This window comes from Streptomyces sp. JNUCC 64, from assembly GCF_054484115.1.
Genome location: NZ_CM137015.1, coordinates 1,889,180 through 1,909,062 on the forward strand (window position 1 = coordinate 1,889,180; position 19,883 = coordinate 1,909,062).

Below are 19,883 nucleotides of genomic sequence, written 5' to 3' on the forward strand. Positions count from 1 at the left end.
TGATCGCTCACCCCTTCGCAATTGACGCCTTATCGGAAAGAAGTGAACGCCGCCCGGGAAGTCGTGTGCGGAGCCCGACCAGTTGGGGCGGGACCGGTCCTCAACGGGCCCTGCCACGGCCCATCGTGAGGAGGTACGCGGACAGCAACACCGCGAGCGACAGGGCCAGCGCGCCGCCGACCGGCTGGGCGACGGCGCGCAGCGCGGCCGCCAGATACCGCTCGGTGCCGAACGGCCACATCGTGTACGCGTGCAGCCGGGCCGGGAAGCCCGCGGCGGTGCGGACCGACGCTCCGGTGAGGAACCGCTGCACTCCGGGAACCACCAGCAGGGGCACCGCCAGAACGGCGGCGAGCCCGGCGGCCGTCGACTTGAAGAGCCCGGCCGCGAGCACTCCGGCCCAGGCGCAGCCGGTGACGAGGGCGCACCAACTCGCCACGAGGGCGGGCCACCGCTCCGGGAGGGCACCGACCTCTCCTCCGTAGACGAGCCGGAGCAGTGCCAGGTTCCCGGCCGCCACCAGGAGGGCGAGGAGCAGGGCGGTGACCGCCGCGACGACGAGTTTGGCCCCGAGCAGCCCGAGTCGGCGGGGGACGGCACCCCGGGCGGGGGCGAGGGCCGGGTACCGGAACTCGTCCCCGGAGGCGAGCGCGCCGAGCAGCCCCGCGCCCAGGGCCGCAGGCGGCAGGGGGAGCTGTCCGGGCCAGGCCGCGAGGCACCGGGCCTGGGGCACATGGCCGGTCCTGGCCAGTACGACGGCGAGGAGGGCCGACACGACGAGCACGGCGGCACCGGTGCGGTAGCCGGTGGCGACGCCCGTGGCCCGCAGCAGTTCGTACCGGACGGGGTGGAGCGGACTGCGGGGCGGCCGGACCGTGATGACGGGCGAGGAGGCCCCCGCCACGGCCGTCGGCGAGGGCGTCGGCGCCGTCACCCCGGCCGTTTCCGTCACCGCGGCAGCCCCCGTGTCCCGCGCTGCGGCAGCCACCTTCTTCTCCCCTTCCGGCCGGTGCGCCGTCGCCGGTGAGGGGCCGGTCGCCGGCGGACCGGTCCGTTCGGCGCCCGTTGCGCCGGACCTCGTCGCGGGCGGGTCGTCGCGGCGTCGCCCCCCGGTGGCCGTCGGGAGGTCCGAGGCGGTAGGGGCCGCCGGAGCCCTCCGGGCGGTGAGGGCCGTCGAAGCGGCGGAGGTCGTCGGGACGGGAAGGGGCGCGGGGTGGGGGTGGGTCCCGGGGCCGTCGTCCCCGGTCTCGTCCGCGAGGCGGTGGACGAGGATGCCGTGCCGGTACGCGACCTCCCCCACGGCGGCGCAACTGCCGCCGTACACGGCGAGGTGGTTGCCGCCTTCGGTGACGACCTCGACCGGACGGCGGGCGGCACGGGCCTCGCTGACGACGAGTTGGCCGAGCCGCACGGCGTGCGGACTGCGCACGGCGACCCGGGGGCGCAGCCGGGTGCGGGCGAAGTCGGCCGCTTCCTGGTCGGCGACGACCCGGCCGTCCACCAGGGTGACCACGCGGTCGGCATGCCGGGCGGCCTCCTTGGCGTCGTCGGTGCCGAACAGGACCGTGCCGCCGAGGGAGGCGTGCGTCCGCAGCAGACCGTGCAGCCAGGCTCGTTCCCGGGCGGCCAGCGCGTCGGCGGGGGCGTCGAGGACGAGTGCGTGCGGAGCGGCGAGGAGGGCGCAGCCGAGCGCCAGTCGGCGGTCGGTGCCGTGGGAGAGGTCGCCGAGCCGCTCGCCCTCCAGACCTTCCAGGCCCACGGTCGTCAGCACCTCGTCGACGCGGCGCCCGGTCGCGCCGACCGCCGCGCCCAGCATCCGCAGATGCCCCCGGACCGTTCGGGCGGGGTGGCCGGGCACCTCCCCCAGGACCGCCCCCACCTCGCGGGCCGGATCCGGGACGCGGTGCAGGGGACGGCCCCGGAAGTGGGCGGTCCCCCGGCCCGGCTGGAGTCCGAGCATCAATCTGAGGACCGTCGACCTGCCTGACCCCTCGCCGCCGAGCAGCGCGGTGATCCGACCGGTCGGCGCCTCGAACGAGACGTCGGCGGCGGTCGGCGGAAGCTCCTCGCGCGGAACGCTGGTCACTCCGATGGCCTGGATCATCGCTTCTCCCCCGGGAGGTGAGACCGCTTGGCGGCCGACGGGTCCCGTCCGGTACGGACGGGCGCCATGGGCACCCGAGCAAGATAGCGCGACAATAAAGACTTTTCGGACATTCACGAAGCGGCGGAGGCCGGGCCTCCCGACTCCGGACCGGAAGCGTCCGGCCCTCAGACCTCCGGACGCAGCATGGGCGGGTTGAGGAGCGTGGCGCCGCCCGCGCGGAACAGCTGCGCGGGACGGCCGCCCTGACGGGTGGTCGTCCCCCCGGTGGGGACCAGGAAACCGGGCGTCCCCGTCACCTTGCGATGGAAGTTGCGCGGATCGAGGGCGACCCCCCAGACCGCTTCGTAGACCCTGCGCAGCTCCCCGACGGTGAACTCCGGCGGACAGAACGCCGTGGCGAGGGAGGAGTACTCGATCTTCGACCGGGCGCGCTCCACCCCGTCGGAGAGGATGCGCGCGTGGTCGAACGCGAGCGGGGCGGCCTGTTCGTGACCCTCCCGCCCGAGGAGTTCGTCCACGGGTGCCCAGCGGGCGTTGCTGGCGTCGCCGCCCGCCCGGGGCGCGGGCAGATCAGGTGCCAGGGCGAGATGGGCGACGCTGACCACGCGCATCCGGGGATCGCGGTCGGGATCGCCGTAGGTGGCGAGCTGTTCGAGGTGCGCGCCGTGTGGGCGGGCCGGAGCGGCCGGGTCGTGGGCGGAGAGTCCGGTCTCCTCCACCAGCTCACGGGCGGCCGCCGCCGACAGGTCCTCGTCGGCCCGGACGAAACCCCCGGGGAGCGCCCAGCGCCCCTGGAACGGGGACTCGCCCCGCCGGACCGCCAGCGCGCACAGCGCGTGGCGCCGGACGGTCAGCACCACCAGATCGACGGTGACGGCGAAGGCCGGGAAGGCTGACGGGTCGTAGGGCGGCATGCCGCGATCATAGTCGTCTTCCTGACGATAAACACTCCTTTCCCTCGTCCCGCCAGATCCTTTTCACGAGCGCCGCACGGGCCGCCGCGCGCCTTGCCGTTCCCGTCCCGGCCCTGGGCGCCCCCTTGGCCGCTCGCCCACGCCCGCCCGGCCTCCCGTCCCGTCAGCGGGAAGTCCACGCCCTCGTGGGCCCGGCGGGGCTGGGGCGGCGGAACGGACTGAGCCCGGCCGGGCGGCGGGACGACCGGGCCGTCACCCACCGCGTCAGCCCCGGCCCTCCGCCGTCCCGGCCCCGGACGCCGTCACGCCGTTCCCCCGTTCTCAGCGGTCGTCCCGACCGCCGCCCGGAGCGGTGGGGCGCCCCGGGCCGGGACGGGAGACCGGGCGGGGGCGGGCGAGCGGACGGGGGCGGGACGTCGGGCGGGAGGGAGGGCCACTGGGCAGCGGCCCCCGCGCGCCTCCCGCCGCCCGCTGCCGGGCCTTGGCGCGGCGGAGCGCCGCCGCGGTGCGCACCGACCTGGGGACCGGGGTACGGGCCCCCGGGCCGCCGTCCGGCGCGGGGACGGCCGCCGGCCTCTCGCGTTCCGCGCGGCCCTGCCGGATGCACTCGCGGATCGTCTCCGGCTCCAGACCGTCGTTGCACGCCGTGTGCAGCAGCCTGGCGAACAGATAGGACGGGTCGGCGCCGAGGGCCATCGCCAGGGCTTCACGGGCCTCCAGATCGTCACCGGTGGACCAGGCGACCCATCCGGCGAGGGTCAGGGGGGCGGCGGCGTGATCGCCGTAGGGGCCGACGCACCGGCGGGCCAGCGTCCGCCAGAGCCGGAGCGCTCCGAGGGCGTCGGGTCCCTCCATCCATTCCGCCGCGCGGTCCCGGGTGTTCCGGTCCTGGAGGCCGACGATGAGGGCCGCCGCCTCGTCATGGGTGACCAGGGCGTCGTCCGCGCGGTCCGCGGCGGTCGGGTCGGGGAGCTGGGGCACCGCGCCGATCCGGGCCAGCGCGACCCGGGCGAGGGCGATCGTCGCGGCGTCCGCCTCCGGGGCGTCGGGGCCCTCCGCGCCTTCGGGCACCAGCCGGGCACGGGCGGCGTCGAGGGCGGACTCCTGGTCCCGCGCGCCGGGCCCCTCCCACGGGACCAGCCGGTCCCTGAGCTCCTTGAGGGAACCCCGCACCCGGATCCCGGCGTAGGTGGCCGCCGCGGCGAGCGCGGAGGAGCCGGGCAGTCCCAGCGGGGTGCCCTCCCCGGGGCAGCAGCGGCCGTCGGGGCAGCAGTAGGACCAGAACGACCCTCCGGACAGGCACAGCGCCTCGACCACGGGGACCCCGAGGCTTCCGCACTCGCGCCGCAGGGACTGGACCAGCGGCCTCAGCCGCTCCATCACGGCGCGCCCCGTCCCGTCGGCGCCGGGTTCCCGGCAGACGAAGGCGACGATGGCGTCGGCCGGGGAACCGCGCCGGTCCGATCCGACGACCAGGCACCTGGCCAGCTCCCGGGCCGCCGCCTGCCAGTCGGCGGACTGCTGGGGGATGCCGACGCGCACCCGGCCGCCGAACCGGCTGCACTCCTCCTGCCGGTGCAGGGCGACCAGGACCGCGCAGTCCTCCGGCCGGTATCCGAGGATGTACGGAAGCGCGTCAGCCAGTTCGGCCGCCGAGCGCAGTTTGATCGGTTCGTCGAAGTCCGGGCCGTCGAGCAGTCGGCCCGTGCCGTCCGGCGCCGGAGGGCCGGAGAGGTGCGCGGAGCCGTGGCCGGGACGGCCGTCCGCTTCGGACCGGTGGTCGTCCCGCCCCTGGTCGGCGGGGCCCGTCGCGTCGTTGTGGTTCGTCATGGATCGACCATCTCGCGGAATGCAAAATTCCGGTTTGCCCTGTGGATAACCACGGTCAGGACCATGACAGGAGTTGTCCACAGGTCAGCCGGGGGTGGTCGCGCGATGTCGGACCCATCGGGTTGCATGGAGGCATGAGCAACGCAGATCTCCGCACAGCGGCCGACGCCGTCCTCGCCCGACTGGTCGGCGCGCCGGCCGCCCGCCTCCGGGAGGACCAGTGGCGCGCGATCGAGGCGCTGGTGGCGCACCGGCGCCGGGCCCTGGTGGTCCAGCGCACCGGATGGGGCAAGTCCGCGGTGTACTTCGTCGCGACCGCGCTGCTGCGGGAGCGCGGCAGCGGACCCACCGTGATCGTCTCCCCGCTCCTGGCCCTGATGCGGAACCAGGTGGAGTCCGCCGCCCGCGCGGGCATCCACGCCCGCACGATCAACTCCTCGAACCCCGAGGAGTGGGAGACGGTCCGGGCCGAGATCGGCGCGGGCACCGTGGACGTCCTGCTGGTCAGCCCCGAACGGCTGAACAACCCCGAGTTCCGGGACGGCGTCCTGCCCGAGCTGGCCGCCGCCACGGGACTGCTGGTGGTGGACGAGGCCCACTGCATCTCGGACTGGGGCCACGACTTCCGCCCCGACTACCGGCGGCTGCGGACGATGCTGACCGATCTGCCGCCCGGCGTCCCGGTCCTCGCCACCACGGCGACGGCGAACGCCCGGGTGACGGCGGACGTCGCGGAGCAGCTCGGGACGGGGGGCCACCCGGCGGACGGCGCGCCGGGGACGGAAGGCGCCCTGGTGCTGCGCGGCCCGCTGGACCGGTCCAGCCTCAGCCTGAACGTCCTCTCGCTGCCGGACGCCGCCCACCGCCTCGCGTGGCTGGCCGAGCACATCGGCGCCCTCCCCGGGTCGGGCATCGTCTACACCCTCACGGTCGCGGCGGCGGAGGAGGTCACCGCCTACCTCCGCCAGCGCGGGCACACCGTGGCCTCGTACACCGGCAAGACGGAGAACGCGGACCGCCAGCAGGCGGAGGAGGACCTGCTCGCCAACCGGGTCAAGGCACTGGTCGCCACCTCGGCGCTGGGCATGGGCTTCGACAAACCCGATCTGGGGTTCGTCGTCCACCTCGGGTCGCCCGCCTCCCCCATCGCCTACTACCAGCAGGTGGGACGGGCGGGCCGTGGGGTGGAGCACGCGGAGGTGCTGCTCCTGCCGGGTCGGGAGGACGAGGCCATCTGGCAGTACTTCGCCTCGCTGGCGTTCCCTCCCGAGGAGCAGGTGCGCAGGACCCTGCAGGTCCTGGCCGACGCGGGGCGTTCCCTCTCGCTGCCCGCGCTGGAGCCCCTGGTGGAGCTGCGGCGCAACCGGCTGGAGACGATGCTGAAGGTCCTGGACGTCGACGGGGCGGTACGGCGGGTCAAGGGCGGCTGGGTGTCCACCGGCGAGCCCTGGGCGTACGACACCGAACGCTACGCCTGGGTGAACCGGCAGCGGGCGGCGGAGCAGGACGCCATGCGGGAGTACGTCCGGACCACGGGATGCCGCATGGAGTTCCTGCGCCGTCAGCTGGACGACGAGGAGGCCGCGCCCTGCGGCCGTTGCGACAACTGCGCCGGTGCCCGGTTCGGGGACGTGGTCTCGGCCTCCGCGCTGGACTCCGCGCGCGACGAGCTGGGACGTCCCGGAGTGGAGGTGGAACCGCGCCGGATGTGGCCCACCGGGCTCGCCGCCGTGGGCATCGGCCTCAAGGGCCGCATCCCCGTCACCGAGCAGGCGGCGACGGGACGCGCGCTGGGGCGGCTGTCGGACATCGGCTGGGGCAACCGGCTGCGGCCGATGCTGGCCGCCCAGGCACCGGACCAGATGGTTCCGGACGATGTGGCGCGGGCCGTGGTGGAGGTGCTCGCCGACTGGGCCAAGGGACCCGGCGGCTGGGCGTCCGGATCGGCCGACGCGGCGGCCCGGCCCGTAGGGGTGATCACGATGGCCTCGCTCGGCCGCCCCCGGCTGATCCACTCGTTGGGCGCCCGGATCGCGGAGGTGGGCCGGCTCCCCCTGCTGGGTTCCCTGGAGTACGCCCCCGGCCATGAACCGGCACACACCCCCCGGAGCAACAGCGCCCAGCGGCTCAGGGTCCTCGACGGCGCGCTCACCCTCCCCGACGAGCTGGCGCTCGCGGTCAAGTCCGCTGAGGGACCAGTACTCCTGGTGGACGATCAGACCGACACCGGATGGACGCTCGCCGTCGCCGCGCGACTCCTCAGACGAGCGGGCGCGACCGAGGTCCTGCCGCTGGTGCTGGCCCTGCCCGGGTAGCCTCCGGCCTCGCCGCACCAGGGCACCGGGCTGGATGTCCGGCCACCCCGAGCCGACCGGCCGGGCCTGACCGCCCCGGTCCGGTACGGCCACCCCGGCCGAGCGGCTCGACGGTACGGCCGGCTCGGCTCGTCCCGGCGACACGGCCTCCCCCGCCGACGTTTTTCCGGAGCGGCCTCGTCGGTCCGGAGAGGGGAGCCGCCGTCGGCCCGGACCTGTCCCTCGACGTCCGGCCGGGCCGATCGCGCCGGGCGGGTCCGGGCACCGGGGGCGGCGAGCGGAGCACAGCCGGCGACCCCGCGCGCGGAGGACTACGGAGCGCGACGGAGGAGGGGCGGTGGACGCGGTGTCATGAGATCTGACGCCAGGGATATAAGAGACGAATAGTAAGGAATAGGTCGACGGTCCCAATTGCTCGTTGCCGCAAGCCAATACGCCGGGAAGAATTGGCCTTGCTCCCCTGCGGCTCGCCCGTCTCCCAAGAGGGCTATGTCGTGGTGCGCTCCCCCACGTCCGTTTCCGCCCCGAATGTGGGCGCGTAGCCGAAGGGAGGGCCGTGACCTTCGGATTTGCTCCGTCCAAGGCGGCATCGATGTCTGCGTCCCCGACGCGTGAAGACCTGCCGACCGATGCCGCCAACCAACTGGCCCGGATGCTTGAACCCGCGGAATGGGCGGCGGCCGGGATCCCCCTGCTACGCAACCCCCGCGAAGTCGTCAGCGGACTCCACGCCCGCCACCGGCCGACGCCCGCCACCGCGGTCGTCGCGGTCCTCGATCCGGATGAACGCCTCAGAGCCAGCGCCTCGTTCACCCGACGGGCCACCACGGCCGACGGGTGGGTGTTCCGCAACGCGCTGCTCGCCCAGCTCCGCCGGGTGATCCCGCACGACCTCCGGCGGCGCACACCGGCCCGCACGGCGGTGCTGCTGTACTGCCGGGACGGGGACGCCCGCTGGACGCAGGAGGACGGTGCCTGGATGTGGGGGCTCCGTGACGCCTGCACCCTGCACGGGCTGCGTTGCGGCGCCTACATCACTCTGACCCGTGACGGCTGGCAGGTCCTGGGGGAGGGCCGGGGCGGTCGCCGTCCCAGTTCCCTCTCGTCGTCCCAGGACTTCGCCGCCGATCTCACCCCGCTCCAGCCACGCGCGGGGGGAGCCGCTTCCGAGCTGCTGCGCCGCGCGGCCGCTCGTTAGGTCCTGTCGCCCGGACGGGACCGGCACCGCCTCACTCACGACCGTCCGGGCCTCCGTCGCCGGGCCGACCACGGGGAGCGGCCCCGTTCCCGCCCGGCGCCCGGAGGCCCGGGGTCCAGGTCCCGGAAAGCGTCGGCCGTCGGCCGCTCGTCAGGGGGCGGGCCCTCCCGCCGGGCCCCGCACCCGCCACCACGGAGATCATGACGACGGGTCCGCACCACGGCGGGTGCCCGGACGACGACCGTCCGGGCACCCGCCGTGGCGGAGGTGTCAGACCCGGGTACCCAGGACTGCGTTGACCTGCTCGGCGTCCCCGCACACGATCAGCAGGGCGTCCGCCTTGGCCAGGGCGAGCGGCAGCGCGGCGGAAACGTCTCCGCCGTTGACCGCGGTGACCACGACCGGACGGGACCCCGCCCGGTCCAGCACGGCCGCGTCGGCGTAGAAGACGTCGTCACCGGCGTCGTGCTGGGCCCAGTAGGCGGCCTCGCCGAAGGACAGCTCGTGCACCGCCCAGGGGTGCTGCTCCCCGGTGGTGACCACGAGGATCTCCCCGGGCGGTCTGCCGGAGTCCAGCAGCAGGTCGACGGCCTCCTCCACCGCGTCCAGCGCGCCCTCGGCCGAGGCCGGGACCAACTGGAGCTGCGGCGAACCGGCGGCCCGGGACACGGGGGCGGGGGCCGACGGGACCGCGGTGGCGGCCGTGTCGGGCTTCGGTGCGGCGGCCGACGACTCGCGCGGCGTGCGCTGCGCGGGCGGAGCGGGTCGCGGCGGACCCGGACGGCCGGGGCGCGGTGGCGCCGCGGGACGCGGACCGGGTACGGGACGGGGGGTCGGCGCGGGGCCACTGGCCGGGGTAGCGCGGGGACCCTGGGCACTCTCGTGAATCTGAGGCTCCTCGGGAATGAGAGGCATGGGCTGATATCTATCAAACGCCGGTGCGACTCGCCCCCGGCGGGTGGTACATCAGTGCGAGCGAGAACGTCAGAAATCGAAACCCAGCTGGCCCTCGATCTCCGGAGCGCTTTCGTCCGCCCAGCTACGGGCCTTCTTGAGGTGCCGCCACTGGGGCAGCGCGTCAAGATACGCCCACGTCAGCCGGTGGTACGGGGTGGGACCCCGTTCCGCCAGCGCGGCCCGGTGCACCGGCGACGGGTAACCGGCGTTGGCCGCGAAGTCGAAGTCTGCATGTTCGAAGCCTAGTTCGGCCATCATTTTGTCGCGCCGGACCTTCGCGATCACGGACGCGGCGGCCACCGCCACACAGGAACGGTCACCCTTGATCACGGTGCGTACCCGCCAGGGTGCGCCGAGGTAGTCGTGCTTGCCGTCGAGGATGACCGCGTCGGGCCGCACCGGAAGGGCTTCCAGCGCGCGCACGGCGGCCAGCCGGAGCGCGGCCGTCATGCCCAGGGCGTCGATCTCCTCGTGGGAGGCGTGCCCCAGGGCGTGGGCCGTCACCCAGTCCTCCAGTTCCAGGACGAGCGAGGCACGCCGCTTGGGGGTGAGGAGTTTGGAGTCCGTCAGCCCCTCCGGGGGCCTGCGCAGTCCGGTGACGGCGGCGCAGACGGTGACGGGACCGGCCCAGGCGCCACGTCCCACTTCGTCGACGCCCGCGATGACCTTCGCCCCGGTGGTGGCGCGCAGTGAGCGCTCGACGGTGTGGGTGGGTGCTTCGTATGGCATGGCACCCACAAGCCTACGCCGCCGGTCCCGGCGGCCGACACCCCGGTCCCGGTCAGCGGTGCCCGGCGGTCCACCCGGCCGTCCGGCACCGCTCCCATGTCGCCTCCACCGGGCGGCCCTTGAGGATCGCCCGGGCCCTGGTCTCACCCAGGCTGGTGGCGTGCCAGGGCTCGTCCGCCGCGCGCAGTTCCCCGTCGATCACCTGGAGCGCGCAGGACCGCAGCGGTTCGGGGAGCCGGTCGAGGGCGGGCACCGCGTCGGCGGAGAGTTCCCGGACGTAGTCGAGGTCGAGGTGACCGCTCTGCCGGTGCCGTTCGACGGCCCGGTCCGCGATCAGGGCGTCCGGGGAGACCGTTCCGAAGACGAGCACGCCGAGGGCGGCGCTGGCGGTGACGGCCCGTGGCAGCCAGCGGGCGCCCCACACCCCGGCGGCCATGATCAGCAGGAGCACCGCGCCCAGCCACAGTTCGACGGCGACGACGGAGATCCTCAGCCGGGTCAGCCCGTACGCCTCGACGTACAGGTCCATGCGCCGGACGGCGGAGGCGACGACGACCAGGGTCAGCGCGCAGAGGGTGCCGAGGACCGCGCGGACGAGCGGCCGGTCCCGGGGGCCGCCGCGCGGCGCCCAGCGGAGGGCCGCGACGATCACCACGAGCACCAGCAGCGTGACCAGCAGCAGTTGCCAGAAGCCCTGCCGGGCGTACTCGGCGTAGGTGAGGCCGGTCGCTTCCAGCGCGCCGTCGTGACCGCCGAAGAGCACCGCCAGCTGCACGGCGTTGAAGGCGACGAAGAGCGCGTTGAGCACCACCAGGGGCAGGGCCCACTCGACGCGCCCACGGGCCCGTCCCGGGGCGAACCGGACCCGGTCCCAGCGGACCGGGGAGGCGGCGGCGTACACGACGCCGAGGGCCCCGGCCACTCCGGCGGCGAACAAGAGGAGGCGCAGCGGCCCCTCGGCGGCGGAGGTCTCCGGGACCAGACCGCCCAGCAGATCCGCGAAGGCGGCGTCGGCCGCGGCGAACAGCGCCCCGAAGACGAGGAGCAGTCCCGCGGCCACCCCGGCGGCCCGCAGGACGGGGCCGACCCGCCCGGAGGAGGCTCCGTACCGTTCCCGCAGCCCCCGCCAGCCCCAGCGCAGCCCGTGGGGAACGGCTTCCAGCAGTCCGAACGGCCCGAACGCGACCCCGGCCCAGGACCGGGAGCCGTGCAGGGCGAGCGCGCCCAGGCAGAGCGCCGCCGCGACGGCGAGGAAGGAGGGCCAGGAGGCGTCGCGGACCACCGGCACGGCGAGCAGGAGGAGCCCACCGGCCCCCCAGACCAGGGTCCAGGGCCGGGGCCGTCGGCCGACCCGGGTGGCCGCGTGGCCCGCGGCGGCGGCCGCCGCGAGGGCGACCAGGAGGAGGTTGGGTCCGACGCCGTCCCCCAGGAGCAGCATGCTCAGGACGCCGGTGGCCAGCACGGACCAGAGGGTTCCCGACCGGACCGGGGGCGGTGGGTCGCCGCGCAGACGGTCGGCCCAGGGGTCGGGGGGCCCTGCGGACAGCGGTCCCGGCGACGGATCCGACGGGTCGGCGGACCGGGCCCGCGCGCGTTCCCCGGCGCCGGGGAGGGACGGCCGGTCCGTCATCGGCCCGGTTCCCGGGGCCCCTTCGGGGGTGGTCGGCCGCGACGGTTCGGACGGCACGGACGGTTTCTCGGACATGGTCCCCCCAGACCGCCCGGCGGACGGACGGGACAGCGGGCGGCCCCCGCCGGGACGCGGTGTCTCGTACGGAACGCGCGCCCTCGTGACCGACCGGCGGCGTGGCGTCAGCCTAGGGCGCGGGTCCGACGGGGCGTCAGATGGGCGTGGTGCCTGTGGCACGACCGTGACAGTGGGGGACGCGAGCGCACGACGCCCGGGCACGCCCGCGCACCCCGGCGCGCCGACGCACCCGCGCACCAACACCCCGCACCGCCCAGTCCGGACGGGCCTACAGGGCCACAGGGCCACAGGGCCACAGGGCCACAGGGCCACAGGGCCACAGGGCCACAGGGCCACAGGGCCACAGGGCCACAGGGCCACAGGCGAACCTACGCTCCGACGAGTACCCAGGACGGCAGCGGATCGGTCCGGTCCCGCCACTCGCCCGGCGGCGCGCCCGAGTCCCCGGACACCGCCACCACCCCGCCGACGATCGCGCAGGTGGTGTCCGTGTCCCCGCCGACCCGGACGGTCTCCCAGAAGGCGCGGGGATAGTCCCCGAGGCCCCGGGCGGCGGCCCACAGGGCGAAGGGGACGGTGTCGTGGGCGCCGGTGCGCCGACCCCGGCCGAGGACCGCCGCGACGGTCCCCGGATCGCCGTAGTCGAGCATGTCCCGGGCCCGGCGCAGCCCCGCCTCGACCGCACTGCGCGGGATCAGGGCGAGGACTCCGTCGAGCAGGGCCTCGGGCGTCGGACGCCCGGCGGGGGAGGCCACGAGGGCCGCCGCGGCGGCGACCGCCATCGCTCCGACGACGGCCTCCCGGTGCTGATGGGTGGGGTAAGCGGAGATCTCGGCCTGGTGGGTGGCCTGCTCGGGGTCGTCGGCGTACCAGGCGCCGATGGGCGCGGCGCGGGTCGCCGCGCCACTGCCCCAGGTGCCCTGTCCGTTGAAGAGCGCGGAGGCGAGTTCGCGCCAGTCGCCGCCGTCGCGCAGCCCCGCGAGGAGACGGTTCACCACGGGTCCGTAGCCACGGTCGGGGTGCTGCCGGGCGGCGAACGAGGCGGCGAGGGCGTCCTGGTCGATCCGTCCGTGGGCGGCGAGCACGGCCACGACGGAACAGGCCATCTCGGTGTCGCCGGTCCACCGCCAGTCGCCTTCGGGCAGTACGCGGCGACCGAGGAGGGGGTAGTGCGCCGGTACGAGGAACCGGGAGCCGAGCGCGTCCCCCACGGACAGCCCGCGCAGGCTCGCGAGCGCGCGCGCCAGTCGGGGGTCGGCGGACCCAGCGGGCTCGGGCGGCGCGGCGGAGGGCGGTGGCGGTACGGTCATGACATCGTCACCCTATCCGGTGATTCCGTACGGTTCCGGCTCCCGCCAGCGGTCGAACGGGCGGTCCAGCGCGTACTTGCCGTCGGCGCCCAGTTCCAGGACGCGCACCTCGCCGTTGCCCGGGTTGGACAGCGACTCGAACTCGGCCACGCTCCAGTGGAACCAGCGCATGCAGAACAGCCGCATCGTGAGGCCGTGGGTGACGAGGAGGACGTTCGGGGGGTGGTCGGGCTGCTCGAAGCTGCGGTAGAGGCTCTCCAGGAAGGCGCCCACCCGGTCGTAGACGTCGGCCCCCGACTCCCCCTGGGCGAAGCGGTAGAAGAAGTGTCCGTAGGCGTCGCGGTAGGTCTTCTGGAGGCGTACGTCCTCCCGGTCCTGCCAGTTGCCCCAGTCCTGCTCGCGCAGCCGGGGCTCCTCGCGGACCCGGACCAGCCGGGGGTCGAGCGTGAAGGCCCGCAGCGTCTGGTGGGTGCGCCGGTACGGGGAGACGTAGACGCTGACGCGCTCCCGTCCGAAGAGGTCCCGCAGATGTTTGCCGGTCCGCTCGGCCTGCTGCCAGCCGCTCTCGGTGAGCGGGAGCGCGTGGTCGGGCTCCCGCTCGTACACGGTGTCATCGGCGTTGCCCTTCGACTCCCCGTGCCGGACGAGGACGATACGCCGTGGTCTTACCATACGGAAACCCTAGATCGCGTTCGATGTTCGAGTGGTGGTCCGGACACCCTACGGCGGGTCGCCGCCGCCAGGGGAACCGTTTCCGTACGGACGTACGGGCACATGGCTCGGCACCCGGGGCGCTCTCCGCGCGTCACACCGTCCAGGCCCCTTCCATGTCCACGACGTCGCCGGTCAGCGCGGCGATGTCGACCTCGGTCTGCGCGCGCAGCGAGAGCCGCTCCACCCGCTCGGCGCGGTACTTGCCGTGTTCGGCCTCGGCCTTCCACATGGACAGGATCAGGAACTCGTCGCCCGGGGCCTCCCCGAACAGTCCGCGCACCATGCCGGGGGACCCCGCCATGGCCGGGTTCCACACCTTCTCCTGCATCAGGGCGAAGTGCTCCGCGCGTTCGGGGTGCACCCGGCAGTGCGCCACCCTCAGCAGGTCGCTGTCGGTGAAGCGGGGCTCGAAGCCGGTCTTCACGTCGAACCGGTGGTCGAACAGCTTGACCTGGGCGCGGGTGAAGGTGCCGGACTGGGAGGCGGCCAGCCGGTCGTGCGACCTCGCCATGAACGAGTCGTAGAACGTCCGGCTCTCCCAGAACGTGAACACATGGGCGACACCGGGCCGGGTGCGGCTCCAACCGCCGCCCTGCGCCCGGAACCCCGGCTCGCCGAGAAGTCCCGCCCACTTGCGCTGCCCCCGTTCGAACCCCCGGCGGTCCACCACGGTGCAGCGCGTCCACTTGACCAGCACCGCGCCATGGTAAGGCCACGGAGTGTGGCTGGGACCACGCTCCGGCGCAGTGCGCCCCCCGCACGCCCCCACTTCATGGGGTGCGCGGGCCCGTGCACCGCCGTACGCCCGGTCGGGTTCCGGCCCGGTCCCCCGGTTCCCCCGCCCACTCCCGGCGTCCGGGCGGGCACTGTCCGTGGTCCGTGGCACCATGGGACGACACGCAGAAGGCATCGGGAAACCGGTCCGGACCGGAGGGGGAACTGGTGAGCGGTGGTCTCAACAAGGGGCTCGCGAAAGTCGAGGTGGGCGTCCGCTGGGACCCGAGTCCCTCGGGTACCACGCCGCACGACCTGGACGTCATCGCGGCGACCTACACCAAGGACGCCCCCTACGGCGCCCCCGAGTACCTCGTCCACTTCGGCAGCCGCTCCCCGGACGGCACGATCACGCTGAACCGGGACAGCCGGACCGGCCAGGGCTTCGGCTACGACGAGGTGATGGTGCTGGAGCTGGACCGGCTGGCGCCCCGCTACGAGCGGGTGATCGTCGGGATCGCCATCCAGCAGCCCGGCCGGGAGCTGACCTTCGGGGACGTCGTGAACGCGGCGGTCCGGATCCGCAGCGGGGCGACCGAGCTGGCGCAGCACGACTTCGCCGAGGTGCTGGACCGCAACGCCACCACGGTCGCGGAGTTCACCCGCGACGGAGCGGGAACCTGGCAGTACGTCAGGTTCGTCCGGGGCTTCGACGCGGACCCGGCGACCTTCGCCGAACGGATGGGCCAGGCCCTGCCTCCCGTCTGACGCCCGCCCACCCGCGGATCACCCGTCGTCGGCGCCCGGCCCACTCCGGCCCGGGCGCCGACGACGGCACCAGCACCAGCACCGACGACGGGCCCTCCGCTGCCGTGCGAAGAAACCGACGATCTTCGCCGGGTAGGTTCCCGGCATGACGGACGACTGGCGCGAGGACCGGATCGGCAGCGCCCTGAGGGGCGCGAACCCCACCGTGCTGCGACGGCTGACGGCGGGATTCGCCGTGATCGGGGACGTCCAGTTCCTGCCCGGCTACTCGGTGCTGCTGGCCGACGAACCGGACGCGGACCGCCTCTCGGACCTGCCGAGGGCGAAGCGGCTCGCCTTCCTCTCCGACATGGACCGGCTCGGCGAGGCCGTCGAACGCGCCTGCCGCCGCCTCGACCCCGCCTTCCGCCGGGTGAACCTGGAGATCCTCGGCAACACCGACGCCTTCCTCCACGCCCATGTCTGGCCACGGTACGACTGGGAGCCCGCCGAACTGGTGGGAAGGCCGGTGTGGCTGTACCCCAGGGAGCACTGGAGCGACGGACGGTTCGCCCTGGGCCCGCCGCACGAGGAACTACGGCGGGCGATCGTGGCGGAACTGGACGGGACGCCGCCCGGCGGACCGCCCACCACCCCCGGATGAGCGGCGCCCGGAACACCGGAACCGCGGGGGAACGCCCCGGCCCGCGCCGGAACGCCGGAGAGGGTGCCGACCGGTGGTCGGCACCCTCTCCCACCCGGGGCCCGGCGCCCTCGGCGGCGGAGGTCCGCCGCCGGGGACGCCAGGCCGCCCGGGGTCAGCTGCAGCCGCTGGTGGAACCGCAGCCCTCGCAGATGTAGCAGGAACCGGCGCGCTGCATCTTGGTCCCGCAGGAGAAGCACAGCGGCGCGTCGGCCTGGATGCCGAGCTGCATCTCCACCAGTTCGGCGCTGGTGTGCGCCTGCTTCGGAGCGGGCTCCGCCACCGGCGCCTCGGCCTTGGGCGTGGCCACGACCTTCAGCGTCTCGGTCTGCCGGGGCGCCGACTGGGCGAGGCCCTCGACGTCCACCTCGTCGTCGGCCGGCTCGTAGGAGCCGGTCTCCAGGTGGCGCTGGCGCTCCTCGGCGGAGTGGATGCCGAGCGCGGACCGGGTCTCGAAGGGCAGGAAGTCCAGCGCCAGACGGCGGAAGATGTAGTCGACGATCGACTGCGCCATCCGGACGTCCGGGTCGTCGGTCATGCCCGCGGGCTCGAAGCGCATGTTGGTGAACTTCGAGACGTACGTCTCCAGCGGCACCCCGTACTGGAGGCCGACCGAGACGGCGATGGAGAAGGCGTCCATCATCCCGGCGAGGGTCGAACCCTGCTTCGACATCTTCAGGAAGACCTCGCCGAGACCGTCGTCCGGGTAGGAGTTGGCGGTCATGTACCCCTCGGCGCCACCGACCGTGAAGGAGGTGGTGATGCCGGGACGGCCCTTGGGGAGCCGCTTGCGCACGGGGCGGTACTCGACGACCTTCTCGACCGCGGCCCGGATGGTCTCCTCGGCCTTCTCGGTCACCTCGGCCTTGACCTCGTCCTCCTTCTTCTTCGCGGAGAGCGGCTGGCCGACCTTGCAGTTGTCGCGGTAGATCGCGAGGGCCTTGACGCCCATCTTCCACGCCTCGAAGTAGATCTCCTCGACCTCTTCGACGGTGGCGGACTCCGGCATGTTCACGGTCTTGGAGAGCGCGCCGGAGATCCACGGCTGGATCGCCGCCATCATCCGGACGTGACCCATCGCGGAGATGGAGCGCTCGCCCATCGCACAGTCGAAGACCTCGTAGTGCTCGGTCTTGAGACCGGGGGCGTCCACCACCACGCCGTGCTCGGCGATGTGGGCGACGATCGCCTCGATCTGCTCCTCCTGGTAGCCCAGGCGGCGCAGGGCCTGCGGGACGGTCCCGTTGACGATCTGCATCGAGCCGCCGCCGACCAGCTTCTTGAACTTGACCAGCGCGAGGTCCGGCTCCAGGCCCGTGGTGTCGCAGGACATGGCGAGCCCGATGGTGCCGGTGGGCGCGATCACGGACGCCTGCGCGTTGCGGAAGCCGTTCTTCTCGCCGAGGCGGAGCACGTCCTGCCACGCCTCGGTGGCCGCCGCCCAGATCGCCGTGTCCAGGTCGTCCACGCGCGGGGCCTTGGTGTTGGCGTCGGCGTGCTGCTCCATCACCCGCAGGTGCGGCTGGGCGTTGCGGGCGTACCCGTCGTACGCGCCGACCACGGCCGCCAGCTCGGCGGAGCGGCGGTAGGAGGTGCCCGTCATCAGCGAGGTGATCGCTCCGGCGAGGGCACGGCCGCCGTCGGAGTCGTACGCGTGGCCGGTCGCCATCAGCAGGGCGCCGAGGTTGGCGTACCCGATGCCGAGCTGGCGGAAGGCGCGGGTGTTCTCGCCGATCTTCCGGGTCGGGAAGTCGGCGAAGGAGATGGAGACGTCCATCGCGGTGATGACCAGCTCGACGACCTTGGCGAAGCGCTCGGCGTCGAAGGACTGGTTGCCCTTGCCGTCGTCCTTGAGGAACTTCATCAGGTTCAGCGAGGCGAGGTTGCAGGACGTGTTGTCCAGGTGCATGTACTCGCTGCACGGGTTCGAGCCGTTGATCCGCCCGGACTCGGGGCAGGTGTGCCACCGGTTGATGGTGTCGTCGTACTGGATGCCCGGGTCGGCGCACGCCCAGGCCGCCTCCGCCATCTTGCGGAACAGCGCCTTGGCGTCGACCTCCTCGATGACCTCACCGGTCATCCGGGCCCGCAGTCCGAACTTCCCGCCGTTCTCCACGGCGCGCATGAACTCGTCGTTCACCCGGACCGAGTTGTTGGCGTTCTGGTACTGGACGGACGTGATGTCGTCGCCGCCCAGGTCCATGTCGAAGCCCGCGTCGCGCAGGGCGCGGATCTTCTCCTCCTCCTTGACCTTGGTCTCGATGAAGTCCTCGATGTCGGGGTGGTCGACGTCCAGGATGACCATCTTGGCGGCGCGACGGGTGGCGCCGCCCGACTTGATCGTTCCGGCGGAGGCGTCGGCGCCGCGCATGAAGGAGACCGGACCGGAGGCGTTGCCGCCGGAGGACAGCAGTTCCTTGGAGGAACGGATGCGGGAGAGGTTGAGGCCCGCCCCGGAACCGCCCTTGAAGATCATGCCCTCTTCCTTGTACCAGTCGAGGATCGACTCCATGGAGTCGTCGACGGACAGGATGAAGCAGGCGGAGACCTGCTGCGGCTGGGGCGTGCCGACGTTGAACCACACCGGGGAGTTGAAGCTGAAGATCTGGTGCAGCAGCGCGTAGGCCAGCTCGTGCTCGAAGATCTCGGCGTCGGCGGGCGAGGCGAAGTACTTGTAGTCCTCACCGGCCTTCCGGTACGTCTTCACGATCCGGTCGATGAGCTGCTTGAGCCCGGTCTCGCGCTGCGGGGTGCCGACCGCGCCGCGGAAGTACTTGCTGGTGACGATGTTGACCGCGTTCACCGACCAGAAGTCGGGGAACTCGACGCCACGCTGCTCGAAGTTGATCGAGCCGTCGCGCCAGTTGGTCATGACGACATCACGGCGTTCCCAGACCACCTCGTCGTACGGGTGCACGCCCGGAGTGGTGTGGATGCGTTCCATGCGCAGCCCCTTGGTGACCTTCGCCCCCTTGGCCCGGGAACCCCGTGCCGAGCCGCTCGCCGTCTCTGTCATGCCGCCTCCCTGTATCGGGCGATAACGCCCTGAAGTGCCGCGTTCTTCCCGTGGCACGGTGTGCTGTTCGGCGCCGTGGGCACCCCGGTGGGCACCCTCGGCGAAATACGTGGTCGCCGCTCCCCGCGGATCCGGGCCGGACGGCCCGTCCGGTCGGGGGCGGGATCAGCCTCCGGCCGTGGCGGGCGCGGGGACCGCGCCCCGTCCGCCGTCCGTGGGGTCGCCGTCCGCGACCTGACCGTCGGGGTGCCGTCCGGGCTGGTCCCGCAGCTCCGCGATGGCAGCCTCGAAGTCCTCCAGCGAGTCGAACGCCCGGTACACGGACGCGAACCGCAGATAGGCGACGAGGTCGAGTTCCTGCAGCGGGCCGAGTATGGCCAGCCCCACGTCGTGCGTGGTCAGCTCGGCGCTCCCGGTGGCCCGCACCGCCTCCTCGACCCGCTGGCCGAGCTGGGCGAGGGCGTCCTCCGTGACGGGACGCCCCTGGCACGCCTTGCGCACGCCGTTGATGACCTTCGTCCGGCTGAAGGGCTCCGTCACCCCGCTGCGCTTGACCACCATCAGTGAGCACGTCTCCACGGTCGTGAAACGACGGGAGCAGTCCGGGCACTGACGGCGTCGGCGGATCGACGTGCCGTCGTCGGTGGTCCGACTGTCGACGACACGGCTGTCAGGGTGCCTGCAGAAGGGGCAGTGCATGTCGTTCAAGCCTCCTTCAGGGCACGTCTCCATGGCCTCGCGAGGGCACTCGACCCCCTTGAAGCAGACCCCAGCATAGGCGATGCCCGGACCACCTGAGACCCAGGGACCACAACTTCTGGGCCGCCTCCGCAATCCAACCACTACATCTGGTACTTGGCCGCAATTGACCGTCTACGCGTGTCGTGATTCGACCCCTGTTTCGGGGGGTGGAGCCGGGCC

General features: G+C 73.5%; 15 protein-coding genes. 4 read left to right on the forward strand and 11 right to left on the reverse strand.

Translation table 11 applies throughout. The annotated features are described in order from the left end of the window. Positions 1 to 100 precede the first annotated feature (100 nt). From ACVWNX_RS07340 to ACVWNX_RS07350, 3 genes are all read right to left on the reverse strand, one after another. The gene (locus ACVWNX_RS07340; protein WP_454413075.1) at positions 101 to 2,104 is read right to left on the reverse strand and encodes an ATP-binding cassette domain-containing protein; all 2,004 of its coding nucleotides are present in this window, start codon (positions 2,102 to 2,104) and stop codon (positions 101 to 103) included. Between the two features lie 167 nt (positions 2,105 to 2,271). Next, entirely contained in the window at positions 2,272 to 3,021 is a 750-nt protein-coding gene (locus tag ACVWNX_RS07345; protein WP_454413076.1) for an NUDIX hydrolase, read from the reverse strand. A gap of 321 nt (positions 3,022 to 3,342) precedes the next feature. Further along, positions 3,343 to 4,851 (reverse strand): DUF4192 domain-containing protein, encoded by a 1,509-nt coding sequence (locus ACVWNX_RS07350; protein WP_454413077.1) that lies wholly within the window; start codon positions 4,849 to 4,851, stop codon positions 3,343 to 3,345. Positions 4,852 to 4,985: 134 nt separating this feature from the next. On the opposite strand from ACVWNX_RS07350, the gene ACVWNX_RS07355 reads away from it, so the two are divergent. Together ACVWNX_RS07355 and ACVWNX_RS07360 are read left to right on the forward strand one after the other, a co-directional pair. After that, a complete protein-coding gene (locus ACVWNX_RS07355; protein WP_454413078.1) occupies positions 4,986 to 7,166 on the forward strand; it encodes a RecQ family ATP-dependent DNA helicase in 2,181 nt (726 codons plus the stop codon). A gap of 556 nt (positions 7,167 to 7,722) precedes the next feature. Beyond that, positions 7,723 to 8,364 carry a hypothetical protein gene (locus ACVWNX_RS07360; protein WP_454413079.1) on the forward strand — a complete coding sequence of 214 codons (642 nt, stop codon included), beginning with the start codon at positions 7,723 to 7,725 and terminating at the stop codon, positions 8,362 to 8,364. A gap of 270 nt (positions 8,365 to 8,634) precedes the next feature. Here the strand turns inward: ACVWNX_RS07360 and ACVWNX_RS07365 are convergent, their stop codons facing one another. The 6 genes from ACVWNX_RS07365 to ACVWNX_RS07390 all read right to left on the reverse strand — a co-directional run bounded on the left by ACVWNX_RS07365 (position 8,635) and on the right by ACVWNX_RS07390 (position 14,479). Further along, on the reverse strand, positions 8,635 to 9,279 hold the full coding sequence (locus ACVWNX_RS07365; RefSeq protein ID WP_454413080.1) for a hypothetical protein: 645 nt from the start codon (positions 9,277 to 9,279) through the stop codon (positions 8,635 to 8,637). A 69-nt stretch (positions 9,280 to 9,348) separates the two neighbouring features. Further along, on the reverse strand, positions 9,349 to 10,050 hold the full coding sequence (locus ACVWNX_RS07370; protein WP_454413081.1) for a ribonuclease HII: 702 nt from the start codon (positions 10,048 to 10,050) through the stop codon (positions 9,349 to 9,351). Between the two features lie 52 nt (positions 10,051 to 10,102). Further along, entirely contained in the window at positions 10,103 to 11,512 is a 1,410-nt protein-coding gene (locus ACVWNX_RS07375; protein WP_454413082.1) for a DUF4153 domain-containing protein, read from the reverse strand. A gap of 614 nt (positions 11,513 to 12,126) precedes the next feature. Continuing rightward, the gene (locus ACVWNX_RS07380) at positions 12,127 to 13,068 is read right to left on the reverse strand and encodes an ADP-ribosylglycohydrolase family protein (protein ID WP_454413083.1); all 942 of its coding nucleotides are present in this window, start codon (positions 13,066 to 13,068) and stop codon (positions 12,127 to 12,129) included. Between the two features lie 12 nt (positions 13,069 to 13,080). Next, the gene (locus ACVWNX_RS07385; protein ID WP_454413084.1) at positions 13,081 to 13,740 is read right to left on the reverse strand and encodes a histidine phosphatase family protein; all 660 of its coding nucleotides are present in this window, start codon (positions 13,738 to 13,740) and stop codon (positions 13,081 to 13,083) included. 133 nt (positions 13,741 to 13,873) lie between these two features. Then, the gene (locus ACVWNX_RS07390; RefSeq protein WP_454413085.1) at positions 13,874 to 14,479 is read right to left on the reverse strand and encodes a YdbC family protein; all 606 of its coding nucleotides are present in this window, start codon (positions 14,477 to 14,479) and stop codon (positions 13,874 to 13,876) included. Between the two features lie 245 nt (positions 14,480 to 14,724). Between ACVWNX_RS07390 and ACVWNX_RS07395 the strand changes: the two genes are divergently transcribed. Together ACVWNX_RS07395 and ACVWNX_RS07400 are read left to right on the forward strand one after the other, a co-directional pair. Further along, positions 14,725 to 15,264 (forward strand): TerD family protein, encoded by a 540-nt coding sequence (locus ACVWNX_RS07395; RefSeq protein ID WP_454413086.1) that lies wholly within the window; start codon positions 14,725 to 14,727, stop codon positions 15,262 to 15,264. Between the two features lie 145 nt (positions 15,265 to 15,409). Then, positions 15,410 to 15,907, forward strand: a complete 498-nt coding sequence (locus ACVWNX_RS07400; protein ID WP_454413087.1) for a diadenosine tetraphosphate hydrolase — start codon at positions 15,410 to 15,412, stop codon at positions 15,905 to 15,907. 154 nt (positions 15,908 to 16,061) lie between these two features. Here ACVWNX_RS07400 and ACVWNX_RS07405 read toward each other — a convergent pair whose 3' ends face one another. Then, positions 16,062 to 18,962, reverse strand: a complete 2,901-nt coding sequence (locus ACVWNX_RS07405) for a vitamin B12-dependent ribonucleotide reductase (protein ID WP_454413088.1) — start codon at positions 18,960 to 18,962, stop codon at positions 16,062 to 16,064. 165 nt (positions 18,963 to 19,127) lie between these two features. After that, entirely contained in the window at positions 19,128 to 19,661 is a 534-nt protein-coding gene (nrdR, locus tag ACVWNX_RS07410; RefSeq protein WP_454414665.1) for a transcriptional regulator NrdR, read from the reverse strand. Positions 19,662 to 19,883: the final 222 nt, after the last annotated feature.